This is a genomic window from Bradyrhizobium vignae (assembly GCF_004114425.1).
GTDB lineage: Bacteria > Pseudomonadota > Alphaproteobacteria > Rhizobiales > Xanthobacteraceae > Bradyrhizobium > Bradyrhizobium vignae.
Genome location: NZ_RDQF01000004.1, coordinates 40,658 through 60,429, shown reverse-complemented (window position 1 = coordinate 60,429; position 19,772 = coordinate 40,658). Strand labels below are relative to the sequence as shown.

The following is a 19,772-nucleotide window of genomic DNA, read 5'->3' as shown; positions in this document are numbered from 1 at the left end:
TGTCGCCACCGTGTCGCCACCGTAGCGGAAATGACAGGACACCGCCGAAATCGAAAAGTCAAATAAATAGTGCATAAACAATGGGTTATGACACGTGAGGCAACCAGAGGCATCGCCAGGAAACGAGCCTAATTGTTCTCATAACCTGAAGGTCATAGGTTCAAATCCTATCCCCGCAACCAAATTCGGATTTCACCGGATCCGATGCGAAAATGGCCCGCTTGATGCGGGCCATTTTTTGTTTGGGCGGAGATTATTGCAGGGCCGTTCGGCAGGCTCGGCTCGGCGAGACGTTGCAGCGGTGCGGACTTCTGGTCGCTCAATCGAATGTGCAGCTCCCGCAATTCCCGAAGGCGGTTACATCCACCACATTCATCTATCGGCCGATGAATAGAATCATTCCGGCCTCGTTCGGATTGAACCCGCGGGGAAAGACAGTGCGATCATCGTATGTCGCGCCGCTCAGCCTTGCCCCGGCAAGACGTGCACCCGTCAAATCGGCGCCCCCGAACCATGTGAGACGCCAGTTAGGCAACTCGCTGACGGCATTGGCACCGGAAAGATCGGCGCCGACCAACTTCGCGTTGGTGAAATCCGCACCGCCGATATTGGCCTGACGCAAGTCGGCACCTGACAGGTCAGCTCCAATGAAATCGGTCGAACCGCCCAGATTGTCGAGCCCACAATTGGCACCGCGAAGGTCGGCTCGGCGCAGATTGGCGTCATTGAAGGTCGCGCCGCGCAGATCGCAACGCGCCAAAATGGCGCCTTCGAGCATCGCATCGTGAAACATCGCCCAGTAAAAGTTCGCTTCGGTCATGTCGACGCCAGCGAGCTGCGCGAACATCATGTCGCGGCCCTGCTGCACCGTCCTGGCCAGAGAGCAGTCGTTGGGCGGCAGGCGCACCGTGCGGTCCAGAGGATCATCCTCTTCAGGCAAATCATTGGGATCATCAGATCTAACCATGCACCTCTGTCGCGCGATCTGACGTTTTCGTTCGATCCGGGAGCGATTGCGAAAGATCAATGGCTTGAAGGAGGTTCACTGCGTTCGTGACGCGGGAGGTGCCTCGATCTGATCGCAACTTGAAGCGAATGCCGGTATTGGTATTTGCGCCGCCCCGATACGGAAATGGCGCGCGCGAAGCGGGCCATTTCCATCTTCAGATTCGGCCGCTCTCAAAAGTCCCTGATTGCCTTTCGGTCCCGACCAGCTTCGGGGGTGCTTCCCCGCACACCAAGCTATCAGGCTGAAACTTGATCGTCTTTCCGCCCTCGACGAACTCCGCAAAATTGCGCGGCGTTCCAGCCGACCCACGTCTTCGAGGGCCCCAAGATCAAGGGCCGCACGTCGACAGCACCGATCAAGAGCAGCGAGCTCACCATTCAACGATGCAGTTGTGGCGACAGCGCTTGACCGACACGGAGCTGACGGCGGCGTCTTTACTCCGTGGGGCCGGAGCGTGCGAGATGCGATTGCTGTGACCCTTGATCAAAGCCGAAGACGGCGAAAGATCAGTCCCTGTACGGGCAGACCATCGTCAGATAGAGCAGGGTTGGCGCCTTGTCCTCGCCGTTGGCATATTCCCACTTGAGCCGGATCTCGTGTCGGTGCGCAAACGCATCGCCGGCTGCATGCGTGATGATGTTCGTCTTCATCGGGATCGGCGGCTCGGAGTTGAAGCATTTGCGGACGCTGGCATCGAGCAGATCGCAGCGAGTCAGCGGAATGACGCCGGGCTCGTCGTTGGAGAGCGGCGTGCAGTTCGGCTGGGTGCTGAGATCGACGCGAGCCCAACCCTTCTCCTTGTGCCAATACGCAGCACTCCCATCCGGCCATCTGTCGGCCGGCGTCAGGATCAGGTGGTATTGGCCATACTCGAGGGTCGGCAGATGAATATCCGGCGACGCCTTCAGAATGTCCACGCTCCGCTGCATGTTTTCCAGCGGGAAATAATTGTCGTTCATCAAATCCTTGAATGAAGCCCCGGTGTAAGTTCTCGAGCCCATCGCCTTTCCCTCAATATTTCCTTGGCTTTGCGAATATACATACAACTCCGGCAACGCTGATCAGTCTGGCCGACCTCACGCCGTCGAAAATGTGCCCCATCTTTGCTGGGATTGTTTACGCTACCACTCAGGACTGTGCTTCGTCCAGATCGCCAACCGCACCGTGCCGGCTGACTGAGGAGCGAGCGCGATTGCTAAGCGGTTCTTGATAGGTATTGTTGTCGAAAGTTGCCGGTGGATTCTGGTCGACAGAAGGACCGCGACCCTTGAGGCGCAGGGATGCATTGCTTCGCATGTCAGTCGGCGATCGATCCGGACGATAGCTGGTGCTCCAAATGCGGGGCCGCAGTGCGCAAGCAGGTCGATCCCGATAGCGAACGTCGTTTTGTGACGATCCTGCGAGCTGATGTCGTGGATTCCACGGGTCTTGTTGCCGAATTGGAGCCGGAGGAGGCCGTCTCGCGCCTTGAGCCGGCGCTGGCAGCGATGAGGGCCGCGGTACGTCAGTTTGGCGGAATTGTCAGCAAGGAGTTGGGGGACGGGCTGGCGGCGGTCTTTGGCGCCCCGATCGCCGACGACAACCATGCACCCTTGGCCTGCCACGCGGCCATCGAGCTGGTCCGGCGTGTAGGCAGCCTTGGCGATCCCGGACTTCAGGTCCGCGTCGGCCTCCACTCGGGCCATGTGGTGGCCTACATGGTCTCCAGCGAGTTTTCCAAGGTTTATGAGATCGGTGGCGCAGCCCAGCATTTGGCCGCGCGGCTGGAGTCGGCGGCTGAGGCAAACCAGATCTATGTGTCGGAAGCCTGCCAGAAGCTAGCAGACGGGCACGTCCGCTTTGATTTTCTTGGTCGCAAGAGCCTGCGTGGCTTCAGCGAAGCCCTGCCTGTGTATCGCATTGTTGGAGCGAGCGATCTTTCGAGTTGGCGGGTGCGGCGTGCGCGTAGCGTTTCCCGGTTCGTTGATCGGACGATGGAGCGGGCGCTGCTCTGGCGTGCCGCGGAAAGGGTTCCGACGAGTCGGCAGACCGTTCTGCTGATGGGCGACGCCGGCATTGGAAAATCGCGGCTTGCACACGAGTTTGTGCAGGATCTTCGGACCGATGGTTGGCTGCTGGTCGACGCCGAATGCAGCCCTAACCTTCAGGGGGCGCCATTCAGCACCTTGAAGCGTCTGGTGCTTTCTATTCTCGAGGCCGTCGCAAAGGACTGCGATCGCCGTGGAGATCCTCGAGAGGATTTGTCGGCGGTGCATCGGCTTGCAATCGATGCAGTGCTGGATTTGCCCATTTCCGATCCGCGCTGGAGCGAATTGGAGCCTTACGCGCGTGGTCGCGCGATTTCCGAGGCAAGTTGCGCGATCGTGGAAAGCGTGGTCCGTGGAAAGAGCGCCATTCTGCTCATAGAGGACTTACACTGGGTCGATCGAGCCAGCGACAACGTTATTGCGGCGATTGCGTCGCTCCAGACTCCCAATCTGTTCGTGTTCCTGACGAGCCGACCGAACGGAATGCCGGAATGGATCGCGCGTTGTCGTGCCGAGGTCATTGCGATGCGTCCATTGGACGATGATTCAGGATTGGCGATGCTGACCGACATGCTTGGCACATCAGCGACAAATGGCGACTTGAAGAACCGGATCATTTCTCACACGGCAAACGTCCCGCTATTCATCGAGGAGGTCTGCCGGGGCCTGAAAGATAACGGTACGCTGCGCGGTCAGTGGGGCGATCTGGCTCTCGTTCGGCCGATTGAAGAGCTGGGTATCCCCGCGAGCATCCAAGGCGTGATTGCAGCGCGGCTGGATCGCGTGTCGAGACAGGAGCGCCTCGTCTTGCAAGTGGCTGCCGCATTGGGGCCGCGATCGAACGAAGCGGTCGTGCAGAAGGTCTCGGAGTTGCCTGAAAGCGCCTTCCAAGATTGCCTTGCGGCGCTCGACCGCGCTGAGCTTCTCGTTCGGATCGATAGCGACCTCGAGAACTCGCTTGAGTTTCGGCATGAAATGGTCCGCCAAGTTACGTATGAATCGATGGTCGAAAAGGTACGCGAGAGCATACATGCGCGCGTTCTCGCGGCTTTCGAGAGCGACGGTACGTGGAGAGATGATCCCGACTCCCTCAGTTACCATGCGGTACGTGCCAAGGACTGGCCGAAGGCGTTCAGCTACGGGAGAAGCGCCGCACAAAAGTGTCTTTTGCGTTCGGCATATGCTGATGCGGTCGACTATTTCCAGACGGCGATGAGTGCGCTCGACAAAACCCCGATAACGCGTTCGCGTGAGATGAATGCCATCGATCTTCGGATGGAAGCGCGCATGGCTTTCATCTGGTCCGGCCGGATTGCCGAGTGGGTCGAGCTGGGAAAGGAGGCCGACCGCAGGGCCAACGAGATCGAAGACGTCGGTAGGAAGGTTGCCGCCATGACAGTCATGGCCGGCGGGCAGAACTTCTACGGGACGCCCACCGAAGCTGTTGCTCTCGGTGAGGAAGTTGTTGGTCTTGCCGAGGAAACAGGTAATCCGGGGTGGCGCAACCTCGCCCTATACAATCTCGGCCAAGCGTACTTTCTTGCCGGGCGCTATCGCGAGGCAGAGCAGACCTTCGCACGGGCCCGTAGTCATCTCTTGGGGATGGAAGCGAGTGCGCCTTTCGCCACGCCCCCGAAATACACACTCCTCCTCTGCTGCATGATGAAGAGCTTCACCCACACCGTCATGGGCCAGCTCGACGCCGCCGAGCAGCTCCAGCGCGAAGCCGCCACGATCGCCGAGGAGACCGGCCGCCCCTACGACCGCGTCGCCGCCGCCTATAGCGGCGGTTGGCTGAAGCTCGGGCAGAACGATCCGGCGGCCGCCGCCGCCATTCTCGAAGACGGTTTTGTCCTGGCGCAGAAGCACGGCATCCGGCTGTTCGTGCCGGTGCTCGCCTGCCATCTCGGCATCGCCTATCTGGAGCAGGGGCTGTTGGAGCGGGCGCGCGGCATGCTGACCGAGGCGCGTGAGGAGGCGAGGGCGGTCGGCTATACCTCGGCGGTGCTGCGCAGCTCGATCTATCTTGCGCTCGTCACCCACCGCCTCGGCGATATCAGGGCCGCGCAGAACATGCTGCGCGAGGCCCGCAACACCGCCTGTCAGCAGGGGTTTTCGGGCCTCGAGGCCGAAGCCCTGTTCGGCGAAGCCATCGTGACCCCGCCATCGGATGCGGCGAACAAGGCCGCTATCTTTGTCGCTCTGCGCGCCGCCATCGCGCTCGCCTCCGACAGCGGCGCGCTGCCGCTGAAGCACAAGGCCGAAGCGATGCTGAGCGCGATGCTGGCGAGCGGCGACGAGTTCACCTGACTCTGCCTCGGGCCGGTCCGCGATGCTGCTGCGGCCGACCTCAGCGCCGCTGCGAGCGAATTGAGGCCGATCGACCGGTTGTACGTCCCCGCGAGCCTCACTTCACGAGCGGGCAGCCGCCATCCTTCAGCGGCCGGAACGCCTGGTCGGCCGGGACTTCGGCGAGAAGCTTGTAGTAATCCCACGGGCCCTTCGATTCCTCGGGCTTCTTCACCTGGAACAGGTACATGCTGTGCACCATGCGGCCGTCCTCGCGCAGCACGCCGTCGTCGGTGAAGGCATCCCTTACCGGCAGCGCGCGCATCTTGGCCATCACCGTCTTGGCGTCCTTGGTGCCGGCGGCCTGCACGGCCTTGAGGTAGTGTAGCGTTGCACTGTAGGTCGCGGCCTGATTCATGGTCGGCATGCGCTTGACGCGCTCCAGGAAGCGCTTGCCGAAGGCGCGGGTCTTGTCGTTGAGGTCCCAGTAATAGGCCTCGGTGATGATCAGGCCTTGCGCCAGCTTTAAGCCAAGGCTGTGCACGTCGGAGATGAACATCACGATCGCAGCCAGGTTCTGGCCGCCGGCGACGATACCGAACTCGCCGGCCTGCTTGATCGCGTTGATAGTGTCGCCGCCGCCATTCGCCAGCCCGATGATCTTGGCCTTGGACGCCTGGGCCTGAAGCAGGAACGAGGAGAAATCCGCCGTGTTGAGCGGATGCTTGACACTGCCTAGCACCTTGCCGCCGGAGGCCTTCACGACGTCACCTGTGTCGCGCTCGACCGAATGGCCGAACACGTAATCGGCGGTGAGGAAGAACCAGGTATCGCCGCCATTCTTGACGATGGCGCTGCCGACCGTGTGCGCGTTGGCATAGGTGTCGTAGGTCCAATGCGCGGTGTAGGGCGAGCAGGATTTTCCGGTGATATCGGAGCTCGCCGCATCCGTCACGATCATGATCTTCTCGTACTGCCTCGACAGCTCCATCACCGCGAGCGCAGTGGCCGAGGTCGGCAGGTCGATGATCATGTCGACGCCTTCGGTCTCCCACCATTTGCGGGCGATGGTGGAGGCGACGTCGGGCTTGTTGAGCACGTCGGCACTGATCATCTCGATCGGCTTGCCGAACATCTGACCGCCAAAATCCTCAATCGCCATTTTGGTGGCCTCGACGTTCCCCATGCCGCCGATGTCGGAATAGACGGATGAGAAGTCGGAGAGCACCCCGATCTTGAGCGGCGCCTGCTGGGCATGAGAAGGGCAGATGGCAAACGCAGCGAGTGCGGCCGCAAATGCGGCGCACATAGTCCGGCACATGGTATTCCCCCTGATATTATGGTTGGTGCACGAATCCAGATTTGCTGCTCCGGAGTGTCAATTCTTGCGTGCTGGCGCCGCGCGGGCCGGCTAATTTGACGCAGCCAATCGTGCCGACTACGTTTGCGCAAACACAAAACGCTTGAATGCGGTGGGCCGGCGGATGCTCATGCCACCATTCACGCAGGGTAAAGATTCAGGGGGAAGGACATGACCGGCGACACCGCAGCCACCATCTCGAAAGCGCGCGAGCATTCCATCGGCGACCTCCTGCGCCGCTCGGCGGGCCGGGAGCCGAACAAGCTCGCGGTGAGCTGCGGCAATGTCAGCTGGAGCTTTGCCGAGATGGATGCGATCTGCAACCGCCTCGGCCGCGGCCTGCTGGGACTCGGCGTCAGGAAGGGCGACCGCCTCGCCGTGCTCTCGCGCAATTCGCACGCCTTCGCCGCGCTACGCTTCGCCGTGGCGCGGATCGGCGCGGTGCTGGTGCCGATCAACTTCATGCTCAATCCGGACGAGATCAATTTCATCCTGAAGAGCTCCGGCGCCAAGCTGCTCGCGACCGGACCCGATTTCGTCGAGCCCGGACGCGCGGCCAGCGCCAAGGATTGCGCGGTCGAGAAGATGATCTGGCTGCCCGGCGAGGATCCGGCCACGGCGCCTGCGGGCCTCACCACCTTCGACGATCTCCTCGACGCCGACGGCTCCTTCCTGGACGCTTCCGTCGACAGCCGCGATCTCGCGCAGATCGTCTACACCAGCGGCACGGAATCACTGCCCAAGGGCGCGATGCTGACCCATGAAGCCGTGATGTGGCAGTATGTCAGCTGCATCATCGATGGCGGCATGAGCGTGGAGGACAAGTTCCTGCACGCGCTGCCGCTGTATCACTGCGCCCAGCTCGATGTGTTCCTGGGACCGCAAATCTATCTCGGTGCCTCCGGCGTGATCACGGGCAAGCCGACGGCCGACAACATTCTGGCGCTGATCCAGGCACACAAGATCACCTCGTTCTTCGCGCCGCCGACGATCTGGATCGCGATGCTGCGCTCGCCGAACTTCGACAAGACCGATCTGTCCACCTTGCAGAAAGGCTATTACGGAGCCTCGATCATGCCGGTGGAGGTGCTGCTCGAGCTGCAGCGCCGCCTGCCCAACGTCAAGTTCTGGAATTTCTACGGCCAGACCGAGATCGCGCCGCTCGCGACCGTGCTGCGGCCGGAGGATCAGCTGCGCAAGGCCGGCTCGGCCGGCAAGCCCGTTCTCAATGTCGAGACGCGCGTGGTCAACACGGCGATGGAGGACGTGAAGATCGGCGAGGTCGGCGAGATCGTGCACCGTTCGCCGCACCTGCTGTCCGGCTATTACAACGATCCCGTGAAGACCGCGGCGGCCTTCTCCGGCGGCTGGTTTCACTCCGGCGATCTCGCCACCGTCGACGAGGAGGGCCACATCACCGTGGTCGACCGCGTCAAGGACATGATCAAGACCGGTGGCGAGAACGTCGCGAGCCGCGAGGTCGAGGAGATGGTCTACCGCATCCCCGCCGTCTCCGAAGTCGCCGTCGTCGGCCTGCCTGATCCGCGCTGGACCGAGGCGGTGACCGCGATCGTCGTGGTCAAGAGCGGCGAGGCGCTGGACGAAGACACCGTGATCAAGCACTGCGCCGGCCAGATGGCGCATTTCAAGGTGCCCAAGCGCGTCATCTTCGTGGATAGCCTGCCGAAGAACCCGAGCGGCAAGCTGCTCAAGCGCGAGCTGCGCCAGCGCTTCGTTGGCGGCGAGACGCTCGACAGGGCGATCCAGAAGAATTTTGGCTGAGGGCTGGATTGCTTCGCGGCGCTCGCGATGACTGAGAGGAGGAGGTTGCGGGAACCCAATCTTCTCCGCGTTGCGGCCCTCAATACTTCTTCACCGCGGCGCCAAAGGCCAGCCACAGCGCCATAGACGCGAGGCCGAAGCCGCCGAGCAGCAGGAAGGTCGGGCCGTAGCCGATCCATTGCGCGATCCAGCCGCCGAGTGCGGGACTGAGGCTCGCGCCGACGCCCTGCACCGTGATCACGGCGCCCTGGCCGAGATTGATGCGGCCGGTGCCGTTGAGCGAGCGCGCGACCATGCCGGGGACGGCGACAGTTTGCAGTCCGGTGCCGATGCCGTCGAGCACCTGCATCGGCACGACACCCCACCATCCCGTGACGAAGAAGGCAAGCACGCCGCGGACGGGTAAGAACATGAAGGAGACCAGGATCACCGGCCAGTAATTGCGCTTGCTCGCCGCCTTCATCGCGATCAGCGAGGTCACGATCATCATGCCCTGTGCGATCACGATGGTGGTTGCGACGAAGCTCGGGCCGTTGGCCTGGCCGTCGGCCACGGCCGCAAGTCCATAGAGCGGCACGATGGCGGCGTTGCCGAGATGGAACAGCGCGAGTGTCAGCGCCAGCACGAGTAGCGGCTTGTGCTTGAGCAGCATCGTGAGCGCATCCGGCGGAGCTTTGGAATCGTCCTCCTTGCTGCCGCGCGCGGCGCGATCATCGATCGCCTGGGCTGGAATCATCAGCACGCAGGCGATCGCGATGGCGCCGAATATGGCGGCCAGCAGGAACACGGCGACATACCCGAACTTGTAGCCGAGATAGCCCGACAACGCGGCGCCGACCATGTTGCCGGCGTGGTTGTACGCCTGGTTGCGGCCGTTGAGCGCGTTGAAGCCCTTCTGCTTGGCGATGCCGAGCGTGATACCCGTCACCGCCGGCACGATCGCCGCACTCGCCAGCGATTGCGCGACCTGGGAAAAGGTGACGGCCCAGAAGTTTTGCGAGATCAGGATGATCGCGGAGGCAAGAACCACGCAGATGCCGGGGATGACGACCCACATGCGCTTGTTGCGGCTGGAATCGATGAAGCCGCCGATAGGAGTGGTGATCAGCATGCCCGCAACGTTGCCAATCGTCATTGCGGTGCCGATCAACCCGCTGGCCCAGCCGCGCTCCTGCAGGAAGACGCCGACGAACGGTCCGATGCCGGACTGCATGTCGGCCATGAAGAAGTTGAGCGCGAACAGGGGCCAGATACGAGACGGTGAAGGGCGCGATGTCATCGAGACGCTCAACGCAATGTTGCCGATCGACTGGGATCTCGCATGAGGCGGAGACTGCGGGCTCATAGGTGCCCGGGCGGACCAGAACCTAACCTGCGCTCATCACGTTGGTTCCGATCGCCCTTGCGATCGCGGCCCCGCGACGTCATGTCATACTTGCGACGGTCTCAATAGGACTACGGCCATGCCACTCTGGACCTGCGAAACCTGCGGCGCGCAATTTCCGGATGGCGGACATCCGCCCGCATCCTGTCCGATCTGCGAGGACGAACGCCAATATGTGAACTGGAAGGGGCAGACCTTCATGACGCGCGAGACGGTGGCCGAACGTCACCGCGTCGTCTGGCGCGACGATCTCGGCCTCACCGGTCTCGCCCTCGAGCCGAGTTTCGCCATCGGCCAGCGCGCGCTGCTGGTGCCGCAGGCGGATGGATGCATGATGTGGGACTGCGTGCCGCTGGCGACGCCGGAGGCGATCGCTCACGTCCGCTCGCTCGGCGGGTTGAAAGCGATCGCGATCTCGCATCCGCATTATTATGGTGCGCTCGCCGACTGGAGCGATGCCTTCGGCGGCGTGCCGGTCTATCTGCACGCGGACGATGGCCAATGGGTGACGCGTCCACATCCGTCGATCGTGCACTGGACCGGCGATCAGCATCGCATCTCCGATGACGTGCTGCTGCTGCGCACCGGCGGCCATTTCGCCGGCGCCACCATGCTGCACTGGGCACGCGGTACGGACGGCGCGGGCGCTCTGCTCACCGGGGACATCGCGCAGGTGACGATGGACCGCCGCTTCGTCAGCTTCATGTACTCCTATCCAAACTACATGCCGCTCAACGCAGCCGCGGTGCGGCGGATCGCTGCTGCCGTCGAGCCGCTCGCCTTCGATCGCATCTATGGCGCCTGGTGGGGACGCAACATCGCCAGCGCTGCCAAGGCCGCGTTCGCGGCATCGGTGGCGCGATATATCGCGGCCATCGCCTGAGACCCGGCGCCCGATCGGATTTGTCTTGCCGGTCCATAATAAATGTACTATAAGTACAGTTATTGAGTGTGACGCAATGGCGCGTCTGCTGCTGGCATGATCGATGCATCGCCGCTGCCGCGTCGCGTCGTGGGGGCCGCGAGCGAGAGTGGGACGCACAATGGCTGAGCGCGATTATGAGATCTTCGAGGCCGGCAACGTCGTGCTCCAATCCGGCGTCGTCTTTCCGAAGCTGAAGCTCGCCTACAAGACCTACGGAACGCTCAGCCCGGCCAGAGACAACGTCATCCTCTATCCGACCTCGTTCAGCGCGCAGCACTTCGACACCGAGTGGCTGATCGGGCCTGACGGCGTGCTCGATCCCTCGCGCTATTTCATCGTCATCCCGAATCTGTTCGGCAACGGCCTGTCATCCTCGCCGTCGAACTCCGCCGCGCCGTTCCCCGAACTCAGCTTTCACGACGCCATCGCCGTTCAGCATCGCCTTCTCGCCGAGCGCTTCGGCATCACAAAGCTCGCGCTGGTGTATGGCTGGTCGATGGGCGGCATGCAGGCCTATCACTGGGCGGCACTGCATCCTGATATGGTCGCGCGTGCCGCGGTCGTCTGCGGCAGCGCGCGTTGCGCGCCCTACAACTACGTCTTCCTGGAAAGCGTGAAGGCCGCCTTGACCGGCGATCCCGCTTTCCGGGACGGCCGGTTCGTCGAAAGGCCCGTCGCCGGCTATCGCGCCATGGGACGCGTCTATGCCGGCTGGGCGATGTCGCACGGCTTCTATCGCGACGAGCTCTGGCGCGAGGCCGGCTTCACCTCGCTCGAGGACTATCTCGTCCGCGCCTGGGATGCGACTTTCGCGCGGCGCGATGCCAACGATCTCCTGGCGCAGATCGGCATCTGGCAGCGCGGCGACATCAGCCGGTGCTCGGCCTTCGGCGGCGATCTCGATCGTGCGCTCGCCGCGATCAAGGCGCATATGCTGCTGATGCCGGGCGCGACCGATCGCTATTTCGACGTCCGCGACAACGAGGACGAACTCGGCAAGCTGATCAATGCAAAGTCAGCCGTGCTGCATCCGATCCCATCGCTGCACGGCCATCGCGCCGGCAATCCCGTCAACAATCCCCGCGACCAGGTCTTCATCAAGGCCGAGATCGCCGGGCTCCTCCGCAAGTAAGACAGGCACCCGATCATGACTGACGCAACCGTTTCCGAGTCCGGCCATCGCCTGAAGCCGCTGAGCCCGGCGATGCTGCGCGAACTGTCGGCCCGCTCCAATTTCCAGGGCGCGGTGCGCAGCCTTTGCCATTACGGCGTGGTCATTCTGGTCGGGTCGTTGATCTGGAAAGTCAGCTCGAGCTATGGCGTCCTTTGGGCGCTGCCGCTGATGGTAATACAGGGCTATTTCGTCGCCTTCCTGTTCATGGCGGTGCACGAGACCGCGCACAAGACCGCGTTCAAGAGCCGCGGCCTCAATCTCACGGTCGGCTATCTCTCGGCCTTCATCATCGGGCAACCTTACGAATATTACTGCTTGTTCCACTGGGACCATCATCGCTACACCCAGGATCCCGAGAGGGACCCGGAGCTGATCGTCGGCGTGAAGCCGAAATCCGACACCCAGATCGTGATCGCCTATAGCGGCTTGCTCCAGGTTGCGGGGCGCCTCCGGCTGATGCTCGGCCATGCCGTCACCGGCAAGGTCACGGTGCCCTGGATCCCCGAGAACAAGCGCGCCATTATCGTGACCGAAGCGCGCGTCTATGCCGCCCTCTATGTTCTGCTGCTCGCGCTCTCGCTGTGGTTCTCCTCCGCGCTGCTGCTCATGGTCTGGGTCGTTCCGCTGGTCATCGGGCAATTCTTCCTGCGGCCCTATCTCTTGGCCGAGCACACCGGTTGCGATCGTACCCGCAGCGCCTTCCAGAACACCCGCACCACCTATACCGCTGCCATCGTCAAATGGTTCGCGTGGAACATGCCCTATCATGTCGAGCATCACGCCTATCCCTCGATTCCCTTTCACGCATTGCCGAAACTGAACGAGATCGTCGACGGCGAGATCTTCCATCGCGGGCGCGGCTACATCAGGACGACGCGCGAGACCTGGGCGTGGTTTCGCCGGCAGCGGCAGGCCGGCTGACACCAAAATCGCTTGAACGAACGCAAAACTCCGGCCGCAATGCGACCGGAGCTTTGTCGTGAACGCGAGTTATCAGTAGATCCCGTAGGGGCAGACATTCACGACGCGCACGCGCAGGCCGTGGCGGGTCCGGACGACGCGCTCCTGGTAGCAGTTGCTGACGCCGGTGTTGACGTAGATGCCGCCATAGCCCCAGCCCGGGCCCCAGCCATGACCCCAGTGATGGAAGCCGTGAGCCGAAGCGGCGGTGGGCGCGAGAGCGGCAGCGCCGAGCGAGCCGGCAGCGATCAGACCAAGAGCGAGCTTACGAAACATCTTCATTCTCCAGTTTGGCGCGAGGCCGTTGTTGTGTCCCTGCGTCTGCGTCGGCGCGAGCCGCGAACTCGTTCATGGCGCGAGGGAAGAATCGTGTTTCAGGATTGTTTCGTCGGCTGCGGCAAATGTGCCGCTGTCAGGCTCTTCGTACCGCGCGATAGCGCACAGCCATCGCCTGTGTCAGCTCGGCCATCTTGTCGCGGAGATCGGCGGGTTCCAGCACCTCGGCCTCGGGCCCGAGCCGCAGCAATTCGGCTGCGGCGTGCCACGACGTCTTGCCGACCGGCAGTCGCGCAATGCGCCAGCCGTCTGCGTCGGCCGTCTCTTCGAGCTGCGTGCGCGCCTTGACGTAGGGCTGGCTCAGCGCGTCGAGCAGCTTGACGCCGAATGGCGACAGCCGGACGATCGCGACATTGGGATGCATCTCGGCCTCGAGGCGAAGTGTCGCGGCCTGCCAATAGGCGGCGAGATCGAAATCGGCGGGGCGGTCGAAGCGGTCGTCGAGCGCCGTGCAGTCGAGCACGCGTGCGACGCGATAGGTGCGCACGCTGCCGTCGACTTGCCCGGCGAGATACCAGCTGCCGCCTTTCAGCACGAGGCCGAGCGGGGCGACGCGGCGCTGCTTCTCCGCGCGCCAGCTCTGGTAGCGGATCCTGATCAGCGTCCCGCGCAGCACCGCGCCGGCGATGGTGCGCAGGTGCTTCGGGTCTTCCGCTTCGCCGAACCAGCCTGGCGCATCGAGGTGGAAACGCTCCTGCATCCGCCCGGCATCCTCGCGCAAATTCGGAGGCAGGGCGGCCATCAGCTTGTTCTGGGCGGCGATCATCGCGGCATCGAGCCCGAGCGCCGCGGCCGGGCCTGGCAATCCCGCCAGGAACAGCGCGCCGGCCTCGCTCTGCGACAGCCCGTTCAGCCGCACGCGATAGCCGTCGAGCAGGCGATAGCCGCCTTCCGCGCCGCGGTCGGCGTAAACGGGAACGCCGGACGCGGCGAGCGCGTCAATGTCGCGATAGATCGTGCGCACCGAGACTTCGCAGGCTTCCGCGAGCTCGGGCGCGGTGACCCGCCCCCTGGCCTGGAGTGTGGTGAGGATCGACAGCATCCGGCTCGCGCGCATGATGCCTTAAACCATACCTGACAGAGAATGTCAGGTATGGTTCGCTAGAAGCAGCCCATCGCCAGCCGGCCAGATGGAGACTGCCATGACCGATCCGATCCGCGTCACCCTGTTCTATTCGCCGCAGACGCGCGCCACCGGCACGCGGGTGCTGCTGGAGGAGCTGGGAGCACCTTACGATCTCCATATTCTCAACATGAAGGCCGGCGAGCAGCGCAAGCCCGCCTATCTCGCCATCAATCCGCTCGGCAAGGTGCCGGCGATCCGCCACGGCGAGGCGCTGGTGACGGAGCAGGTCGCCATCACCATCTATCTCGCCGATCTGTTCCCGCAGGCTGGGCTGACGCCCGCCCTGAACGATCCGCTGCGCGGGCCTTATCTGCGCTGGATCGCCTATTACGGATCGTCGTTCGAGCCGGCCCTGATCGACAAGTTCATGCAGCGCGAGCCGGCGCCGATCACGCAATCGCCCTATGCCGATTACGACACCATGCTGGGTGCGCTCGAGGCCCAGCTGGCGAAAGGACCCTATCTGCTCGGCGAGCGTATGACGGCGGCCGATATCTTGTGGGGCGTCGCCTTCAGTTGGACCATGATGTTCGGCATCGTCCCGAAGAAGGACGTCTTCGTAAGATATGCCGAGCGCATGACCGCGCGGCCGGCGTTCCAGCGCGTCACCGCCGCCGACGCCGAGATGGCGGCCCAGCATGCCGCTGCGGCGGGTGGATGAGAGTTCAAAACCGCGGCGCCCGCTTCTCGGCAAACGCCTTGATGCCTTCCTTGATCTCCTCGCCGCGCATGCTGTCGCGGTGGCGCTGGTCGGCGGCTTCCTCATCGAGCTCACCGCGGGCGAACTCGTTGATCGCGCGTTTCATGCCGCGCATCGCCTGCGGCGCGTTGCCGGCGAGGAGGCCAGCGAGCTTGTCGACCTCCTCGTCCAGGAATTCCACCGGCACCATCGCGGTGAGATAGCCGATGCGCAGCATCTCCGGGGCGCTGATCTTTTGTGCGGTCAGGAACAGCTTCTTCGCATTGTCCACGCCGAGGCGGGTCACGTAGCGTTTGATACCGCTCGGGTAATAGTGCAGCCCAAGCCGCGCCGCCGGCATGAACATTTCCGCGGTATCGACGCCAATGCGGAAATCGCAGGCGAGCGCGAGGTCGGTCGAGCCGCCATAGACGCCACCATTGAGCCGGCAGATCGTCGGCACGCCGAGATCCTCGAGCCGGTTGACGACCACCTCGAAGGCCGAGCCCGCGCTCTGCTGCTCGCTGGCGCTGACAGCGCGTTCTGCCACCGAATTGAGATCGTAGCCCGCGGAGAAGGCGCGTCCGGTGCCGGTCAGCACCAGCACGCGAATGTCGCGATCGGCCTCGACCCGGTCGAACAGTCTCGTCAATTCGCCGAGATCCTCCGCCTGGAGCCGGTTGAGATGCTTCGGCCGGTTGAGGCGGATGGTGGCGCGGGCGCCGGTGATCTCGAGCAGGGGGCTGGATGCCGTCTCGGCTGTATCCGACATTCTTGTCTCCATTACTTGTTCTCGAGCGCACGCCGTTTTGCTTCCGCGTCGATAGTTTCGGCGAGATCGGGATGCCGCGCCATCAGCACGCGGAAATCGACGAGGTCGAGCACCAGAAGCCGCGACACTTTCGTGGTCGAGACGTTCGCGCCGCGCTTGTTGTTGCCGAGCAGCGCCATCTCGCCGAAGAAGTCGCCTTCGCCGAGCTGCACCTTCTTGCCGGGCAGATCGACCTCGACCTCGCCGGCGGCGATAAAATACATGCAGTCGCCTTGCGCACCTTTGCGGATGACCGTGGTGCGCGCCGGCAGCTCGATGGTGCGCAGCATATGGGTGACGTCGGCGATGGCCGCGGGTCCCAGGGTCGCGAAGAACGGTACCTTGCTGACGGACTCCCAGGTCTTGAGGAAATTGTCGCGCCGCGTCTCCGCGGCGAATCCGGTCGCCAAAATACCGGTCCAGAGGCCGAACACGCCGAGCCCGGAGATCATCACCAGGGCCGCCACCAAGCGCCCTAGCGGCGTGACCGGCACGACGTCGCCATAGCCGGTCGTCGTCAGGGTCACCACCGCCCACCACAGCGCGGCCGGTACGCTGCCGAAGGTCTGCGGCTGCACGTCGCGCTCCAGGAAATATTCGGCGACGGAAGCGAGGAAGACCACCATCAGGAAGATCACGAGCACGCTGAGCAGCGGCCCCGATTCCAGCACCAGCACGCGGCGCAGCTGCCGCAGGCCGGGAATGCCCGGCACCACCTTCAGCACCCAGAGCACGCTGAGCAGCCAGGCCGTCTTCGGCTCAACGCCGAGGAGAAGCGCGACCGGCACGGCCAGCGCCCCGATCGCGTCGACGATGCCGGCGGAGGAGGACACATAGAGCGAAAGACGCCCCTGCCGCGTCATGTGGCGCAGCCGCACCAGCCATTCGAACACGAAATAGGCGAGGCAGGTCCAGAGCAGGGCGTCGACCCAGCCGCGCGCCTCTTTGGCCCGGCTGTCCGTCAGCAACACCATGCTGAGCACGCCGACGATCACCGCGACATAAGCCGCCTTGGTCATGTTGCGGCCGGCCGTGGCGGCCGTGAACTGGGCCAGAGCGGAGATCAGCGGCTTGGACATGCGGGAAGGCTATTCGGTCTCGGGGCAAGTCTCGAGGCCCCGGTTGGGACGTCGACACCAAAGTGCCCGCCCGGGCGGAGGCCGTCAACGATGGCGCAGGCCGTTTTGCCGGCGCCGCTGCGCCGGGCCTTGCCGGTCCGTGCCACCATCGCTGGCGGAGTGGCTATCTGAAGTGTGGCGGCTCGTCGTAGCCGCGACGGCTGCTGAAGAACAGCAGTACCATCAGCCCGACCCCGACGATGACCGAAAACCCCGCACCCAGCGCCAGCGCCACATAACCTTCAGTCGGGATCGGCTCACCTTCGACCGCCATCGCGGAATAGGCGAAGTAGCCGGCCGCCGCAAGCATTGCCAGAAGGAGGGTGATCAGGAGTGCACGCATGCCGCGTTCTCCGGTTGTAACTGGAAGCCAACGGTTGCGGATGGGCAGGGTTCCAGACCGCCGGCTCACGATCAGGCGGGACATCATAGCCTCAGTGCCGTGCCCCGGGCGCGGCGCAGCACGTAATGATGGCAGCGCATGGTGTGGTGGGTTCCTGGGTCCCGGCTCGGCGCCGCAACGCCTTCGGCATTGCAGCTTGTCCGGAACATGAGGGTGGTGGGTTGGCCCAGCCCGGTGGATCAGGCGCTCTGGGCGGTCTTCACCACCACGACATTGCTGTCGTCCAGCGGGGCCGGGCCGGCATCGCGCGCGGTCTTTTCAGCTTCGCTGGCATGACGTTTCAGATAGTCGCGGCGCATGCCGATTTCGTCGCGGACGAATTCGTAGCCGAGCTTGAAGGTGTCGAGCCCGTCGGTACTGATCGTGCCGTCTCTGAGGCCGATCACGGCGCCGCGCAAGATGGCCTCCAGCTCGTCTTGGAGACATTCGAGCTGATCCAGCGAGTGGGCGTGCTCGATCCGCTCGCCGATATCGAGAATCGCAGTCGAGAGCTCGCTGGCCTTCTCCGGTGCGATGCGGGTGATCTTGGCGTAGATCGCCGCGAAGATCGAGCCGATGACGCTGAGCGCGGCGGCGCCCAGATACATCATGTCGCTGTACTTATCCATGAACGACTTGGTGTCGTCGTTGATGTAGTCGGCGGCGCCCCGATGCGCGATCACGAAGGCGTCCTTCTCGACGGAGGCTGGCTCTATCCTGGTGGCAAAGCCGTTGTCGAGTCCGAGTGCGGACTTGTTCTCGTAAATGGTGCGTGCGAGCTCGCCGGCGGTGGTCGGGGACATCCTGGATTGTGCGACCAGCAGCCATTCGAGCCCGATCGTGTCGAGATCGTCGTCGGGAATTTGCGGCGAGGTCGACAATGTACCCGCTGTCAGCGTCTCGTCGGAAATACCCGGGAATTTGCGCGCCAGCGCCTTGGCCTCGTCGATCGCGTTCAGCGTGAAGCCGCCGCGTTTGGCGGCTTGCTCATAGGACTTGTCCCGCACCGCCTTCGAAGCGTGGACGATGGCGACCACTGCGCCGAAGCCGTTTGACGGCGCAAACAGCTTGTCGAGTGTTGTGCCCTGCGGCGCCATCTGGATCTTCGCAGCGTCAGGGCCGTCGGGAACGTCGAGGATGCTGCGGACGAAGGCGAGCGAGGCTTCGTTCTCGGCGACGACCGCGACCTTCTTCTTCTTCTTCAGCTCGGCGAGCGACTTGATCTTCTTGTTGCCGGGACCGAGCAGGAGCACGAGGTCGTGCTCGAGGATCGCGAGTGTGCGCGCCCGCAGCGGTACCCTGGCATCTGTGCGCAGCACGGCGAGGTCGGCCTGCCTGCGGTCGAACTGGACGACCGCCTTGGCGTTGTCGCCGTTGTTGACGATCTTGATCCGGAAGCGCGAGGCGTTGTTCTTCAGGAGAGCAGCGAGCTTGGCCGCGAACAGTGCCTCGTCGCTGTTGGGTCCACCGACGGCAAAGGTGAGCGTTTCCGAATTGTGCACCAGCGTGCGGCCGGCCCAGACGGTGGCAAGCGACAGCAGCAGGGTCAGCACGACGTAGAGGAAAACCTGCTGCTGGTTGGTCTTGATCACCTTGGTGCGCCGGGGCGGAGGCACGGTCGGCGATGCGGTGGGGCCTTCAGTACCCATGGCAGCACTCTGGCCTTACTCTTTGATGGCGGGTAGTGCGCTCATGGGCGGACGCCCCGTAATTCGTAAACGCCTGAAAAAAGAACGATATTCTCTAGCGGCGATGATAGCGCCGGGCTAGCGGAATGCAAATTTCGAGCCGGAGGGTAACCTTACCCGATGTGGCCGCGGCTATTGGTCATCCTATCACCAGTTAGCCACAGTTGGCGATTTTCCGGTTCCACCCGGCTGCATTCCGCCGTGGGAGATGTCATAAATCACGCGTCCCGGCGATTTGACCGGTCCAAGAAGAAGTCGCGCTGAACGCTCCAATTCTTCTCGTCACGTCAATGAGGGCGTCAGCTTGTCGTTTCCAACCATGTTATCGGCGATTCCGGTTGAAGCGCTCATTGGCTGGATGTTGCTGCTCACCTTCAAGCACATCATTGCCGATTTCGTTCTCCAAACCGCCTGGATGGCGCACGGCAAGGACCAGAAGCATGGCTGGGCCCTGCCGCTTCTGGTGCACTGCCTGGTCCACCTTGCCGTTGCGCTGCCCCTGATCGTGATCGTGGCGCCAAAATTCTGGTTCGTGGCCTTCATTGATTTCGCGATCCACATCACGATCGACCGCGCCAAGGGATTCGTCTCCGCCAATTTCGGCGTCGACCTCGCGCATCCCTGGTTCTGGACCCTGATCGGCGTCGACCAGGCGCTGCATCACCTGACCGGCTTCGGCCTCTCCATCTTCATGGCGGCGAACTGAGGGCTGCGCAGTCATT

General features: G+C 63.3%; 17 protein-coding genes. 7 read left to right on the top strand and 10 right to left on the bottom strand.

What is annotated here, in order from left to right; all coding sequences use genetic code 11:
- Positions 1 to 376: 376 nt before the first annotated feature.
- Together EAV90_RS04535 and EAV90_RS04530 are read right to left on the bottom strand one after the other, a co-directional pair.
- Positions 377 to 967 carry a pentapeptide repeat-containing protein gene (locus EAV90_RS04535; RefSeq protein ID WP_129142709.1) on the bottom strand — a complete coding sequence of 197 codons (591 nt, stop codon included), beginning with the start codon at positions 965 to 967 and terminating at the stop codon, positions 377 to 379.
- Between the two features lie 548 nt (positions 968 to 1,515).
- Entirely contained in the window at positions 1,516 to 2,010 is a 495-nt protein-coding gene (locus EAV90_RS04530) for a hypothetical protein (protein WP_129142708.1), read from the bottom strand.
- A gap of 279 nt (positions 2,011 to 2,289) precedes the next feature.
- On the opposite strand from EAV90_RS04530, the gene EAV90_RS04525 reads away from it, so the two are divergent.
- Positions 2,290 to 5,346: an ATP-binding protein gene (locus EAV90_RS04525; protein WP_129142707.1), complete on the top strand. Its 3,057-nt coding sequence runs from the start codon at positions 2,290 to 2,292 to the stop codon at positions 5,344 to 5,346.
- A 97-nt stretch (positions 5,347 to 5,443) separates the two neighbouring features.
- Here EAV90_RS04525 and EAV90_RS04520 read toward each other — a convergent pair whose 3' ends face one another.
- On the bottom strand, positions 5,444 to 6,634 hold the full coding sequence (locus tag EAV90_RS04520) for an ABC transporter substrate-binding protein (RefSeq protein WP_164936795.1): 1,191 nt from the start codon (positions 6,632 to 6,634) through the stop codon (positions 5,444 to 5,446).
- A gap of 222 nt (positions 6,635 to 6,856) precedes the next feature.
- Here EAV90_RS04520 and EAV90_RS04515 point away from each other — a divergent pair, with 222 nt between their 5' ends.
- A complete protein-coding gene (locus EAV90_RS04515; protein WP_129142705.1) occupies positions 6,857 to 8,467 on the top strand; it encodes an acyl-CoA synthetase in 1,611 nt (536 codons plus the stop codon).
- Positions 8,468 to 8,546: 79 nt separating this feature from the next.
- Here the strand turns inward: EAV90_RS04515 and EAV90_RS04510 are convergent, their stop codons facing one another.
- Positions 8,547 to 9,746 carry an MFS transporter gene (locus EAV90_RS04510; protein ID WP_122406948.1) on the bottom strand — a complete coding sequence of 400 codons (1,200 nt, stop codon included), beginning with the start codon at positions 9,744 to 9,746 and terminating at the stop codon, positions 8,547 to 8,549.
- 184 nt (positions 9,747 to 9,930) lie between these two features.
- On the opposite strand from EAV90_RS04510, the gene EAV90_RS04505 reads away from it, so the two are divergent.
- The 3 genes from EAV90_RS04505 (at position 9,931) to EAV90_RS04495 (ending at position 12,871) form a co-directional block, all read left to right on the top strand.
- Positions 9,931 to 10,734 (top strand): MBL fold metallo-hydrolase, encoded by an 804-nt coding sequence (locus tag EAV90_RS04505; RefSeq protein ID WP_129142704.1) that lies wholly within the window; start codon positions 9,931 to 9,933, stop codon positions 10,732 to 10,734.
- Between the two features lie 160 nt (positions 10,735 to 10,894).
- Entirely contained in the window at positions 10,895 to 11,908 is a 1,014-nt protein-coding gene (locus EAV90_RS04500) for an alpha/beta fold hydrolase (protein WP_129142703.1), read from the top strand.
- A gap of 15 nt (positions 11,909 to 11,923) precedes the next feature.
- The gene (locus EAV90_RS04495) at positions 11,924 to 12,871 is read left to right on the top strand and encodes a fatty acid desaturase (protein WP_129142702.1); all 948 of its coding nucleotides are present in this window, start codon (positions 11,924 to 11,926) and stop codon (positions 12,869 to 12,871) included.
- Positions 12,872 to 12,943: 72 nt separating this feature from the next.
- On the opposite strand, the gene EAV90_RS04490 is transcribed toward EAV90_RS04495, so the two are convergent.
- Together EAV90_RS04490 and EAV90_RS04485 are read right to left on the bottom strand one after the other, a co-directional pair.
- The gene (locus EAV90_RS04490) at positions 12,944 to 13,186 is read right to left on the bottom strand and encodes a hypothetical protein (RefSeq protein WP_129142701.1); all 243 of its coding nucleotides are present in this window, start codon (positions 13,184 to 13,186) and stop codon (positions 12,944 to 12,946) included.
- A 136-nt stretch (positions 13,187 to 13,322) separates the two neighbouring features.
- Positions 13,323 to 14,303 carry a helix-turn-helix transcriptional regulator gene (locus EAV90_RS04485; protein ID WP_129142700.1) on the bottom strand — a complete coding sequence of 327 codons (981 nt, stop codon included), beginning with the start codon at positions 14,301 to 14,303 and terminating at the stop codon, positions 13,323 to 13,325.
- An 85-nt stretch (positions 14,304 to 14,388) separates the two neighbouring features.
- Between EAV90_RS04485 and EAV90_RS04480 the strand changes: the two genes are divergently transcribed.
- Positions 14,389 to 15,033 (top strand): glutathione S-transferase family protein, encoded by a 645-nt coding sequence (locus EAV90_RS04480; RefSeq protein ID WP_129142699.1) that lies wholly within the window; start codon positions 14,389 to 14,391, stop codon positions 15,031 to 15,033.
- A 4-nt stretch (positions 15,034 to 15,037) separates the two neighbouring features.
- Here the strand turns inward: EAV90_RS04480 and EAV90_RS04475 are convergent, their stop codons facing one another.
- The 4 genes from EAV90_RS04475 to EAV90_RS04460 form a co-directional block, all read right to left on the bottom strand.
- Entirely contained in the window at positions 15,038 to 15,823 is a 786-nt protein-coding gene (locus tag EAV90_RS04475; RefSeq protein WP_129142698.1) for an enoyl-CoA hydratase/isomerase family protein, read from the bottom strand.
- Positions 15,824 to 15,834: 11 nt separating this feature from the next.
- Positions 15,835 to 16,941, bottom strand: a complete 1,107-nt coding sequence (locus EAV90_RS04470; RefSeq protein ID WP_129142697.1) for a cyclic nucleotide-gated ion channel — start codon at positions 16,939 to 16,941, stop codon at positions 15,835 to 15,837.
- 163 nt (positions 16,942 to 17,104) lie between these two features.
- Positions 17,105 to 17,323, bottom strand: a complete 219-nt coding sequence (locus tag EAV90_RS04465) for a hypothetical protein (RefSeq protein WP_122405820.1) — start codon at positions 17,321 to 17,323, stop codon at positions 17,105 to 17,107.
- 239 nt (positions 17,324 to 17,562) lie between these two features.
- Complete coding sequence (locus tag EAV90_RS04460; RefSeq protein ID WP_129142696.1) at positions 17,563 to 19,011, bottom strand: TAXI family TRAP transporter solute-binding subunit; 1,449 nt, start codon at positions 19,009 to 19,011, stop codon at positions 17,563 to 17,565.
- 397 nt (positions 19,012 to 19,408) lie between these two features.
- Between EAV90_RS04460 and EAV90_RS04455 the strand changes: the two genes are divergently transcribed.
- Positions 19,409 to 19,756 (top strand): DUF3307 domain-containing protein, encoded by a 348-nt coding sequence (locus EAV90_RS04455; RefSeq protein WP_174221653.1) that lies wholly within the window; start codon positions 19,409 to 19,411, stop codon positions 19,754 to 19,756.
- The last annotated feature ends 16 nt before the right edge of the window (positions 19,757 to 19,772 follow it).

Coding starts and splice junctions, on each gene's coding strand:
- EAV90_RS04535 (WP_129142709.1), bottom strand. CDS start 967: ATGGTTAGATCTGATGATCCCAATGATTTGCCTGAAGAGGATGATCCT.
- EAV90_RS04530 (WP_129142708.1), bottom strand. CDS start 2,010: ATGGGCTCGAGAACTTACACCGGGGCTTCATTCAAGGATTTGATGAAC.
- EAV90_RS04525 (WP_129142707.1), top strand. CDS start 2,290: ATGCATTGCTTCGCATGTCAGTCGGCGATCGATCCGGACGATAGCTGG.
- EAV90_RS04520 (WP_164936795.1), bottom strand. CDS start 6,634: ATGTGCGCCGCATTTGCGGCCGCACTCGCTGCGTTTGCCATCTGCCCT.
- EAV90_RS04515 (WP_129142705.1), top strand. CDS start 6,857: ATGACCGGCGACACCGCAGCCACCATCTCGAAAGCGCGCGAGCATTCC.
- EAV90_RS04510 (WP_122406948.1), bottom strand. CDS start 9,746: ATGACATCGCGCCCTTCACCGTCTCGTATCTGGCCCCTGTTCGCGCTC.
- EAV90_RS04505 (WP_129142704.1), top strand. CDS start 9,931: ATGCCACTCTGGACCTGCGAAACCTGCGGCGCGCAATTTCCGGATGGC.
- EAV90_RS04500 (WP_129142703.1), top strand. CDS start 10,895: ATGGCTGAGCGCGATTATGAGATCTTCGAGGCCGGCAACGTCGTGCTC.
- EAV90_RS04495 (WP_129142702.1), top strand. CDS start 11,924: ATGACTGACGCAACCGTTTCCGAGTCCGGCCATCGCCTGAAGCCGCTG.
- EAV90_RS04490 (WP_129142701.1), bottom strand. CDS start 13,186: ATGTTTCGTAAGCTCGCTCTTGGTCTGATCGCTGCCGGCTCGCTCGGC.
- EAV90_RS04485 (WP_129142700.1), bottom strand. CDS start 14,303: ATGCGCGCGAGCCGGATGCTGTCGATCCTCACCACACTCCAGGCCAGG.
- EAV90_RS04480 (WP_129142699.1), top strand. CDS start 14,389: ATGACCGATCCGATCCGCGTCACCCTGTTCTATTCGCCGCAGACGCGC.
- EAV90_RS04475 (WP_129142698.1), bottom strand. CDS start 15,823: ATGTCGGATACAGCCGAGACGGCATCCAGCCCCCTGCTCGAGATCACC.
- EAV90_RS04470 (WP_129142697.1), bottom strand. CDS start 16,941: ATGTCCAAGCCGCTGATCTCCGCTCTGGCCCAGTTCACGGCCGCCACG.
- EAV90_RS04465 (WP_122405820.1), bottom strand. CDS start 17,323: ATGCGTGCACTCCTGATCACCCTCCTTCTGGCAATGCTTGCGGCGGCC.
- EAV90_RS04460 (WP_129142696.1), bottom strand. CDS start 19,011: ATGGGTACTGAAGGCCCCACCGCATCGCCGACCGTGCCTCCGCCCCGG.
- EAV90_RS04455 (WP_174221653.1), top strand. CDS start 19,409: ATGTTGCTGCTCACCTTCAAGCACATCATTGCCGATTTCGTTCTCCAA.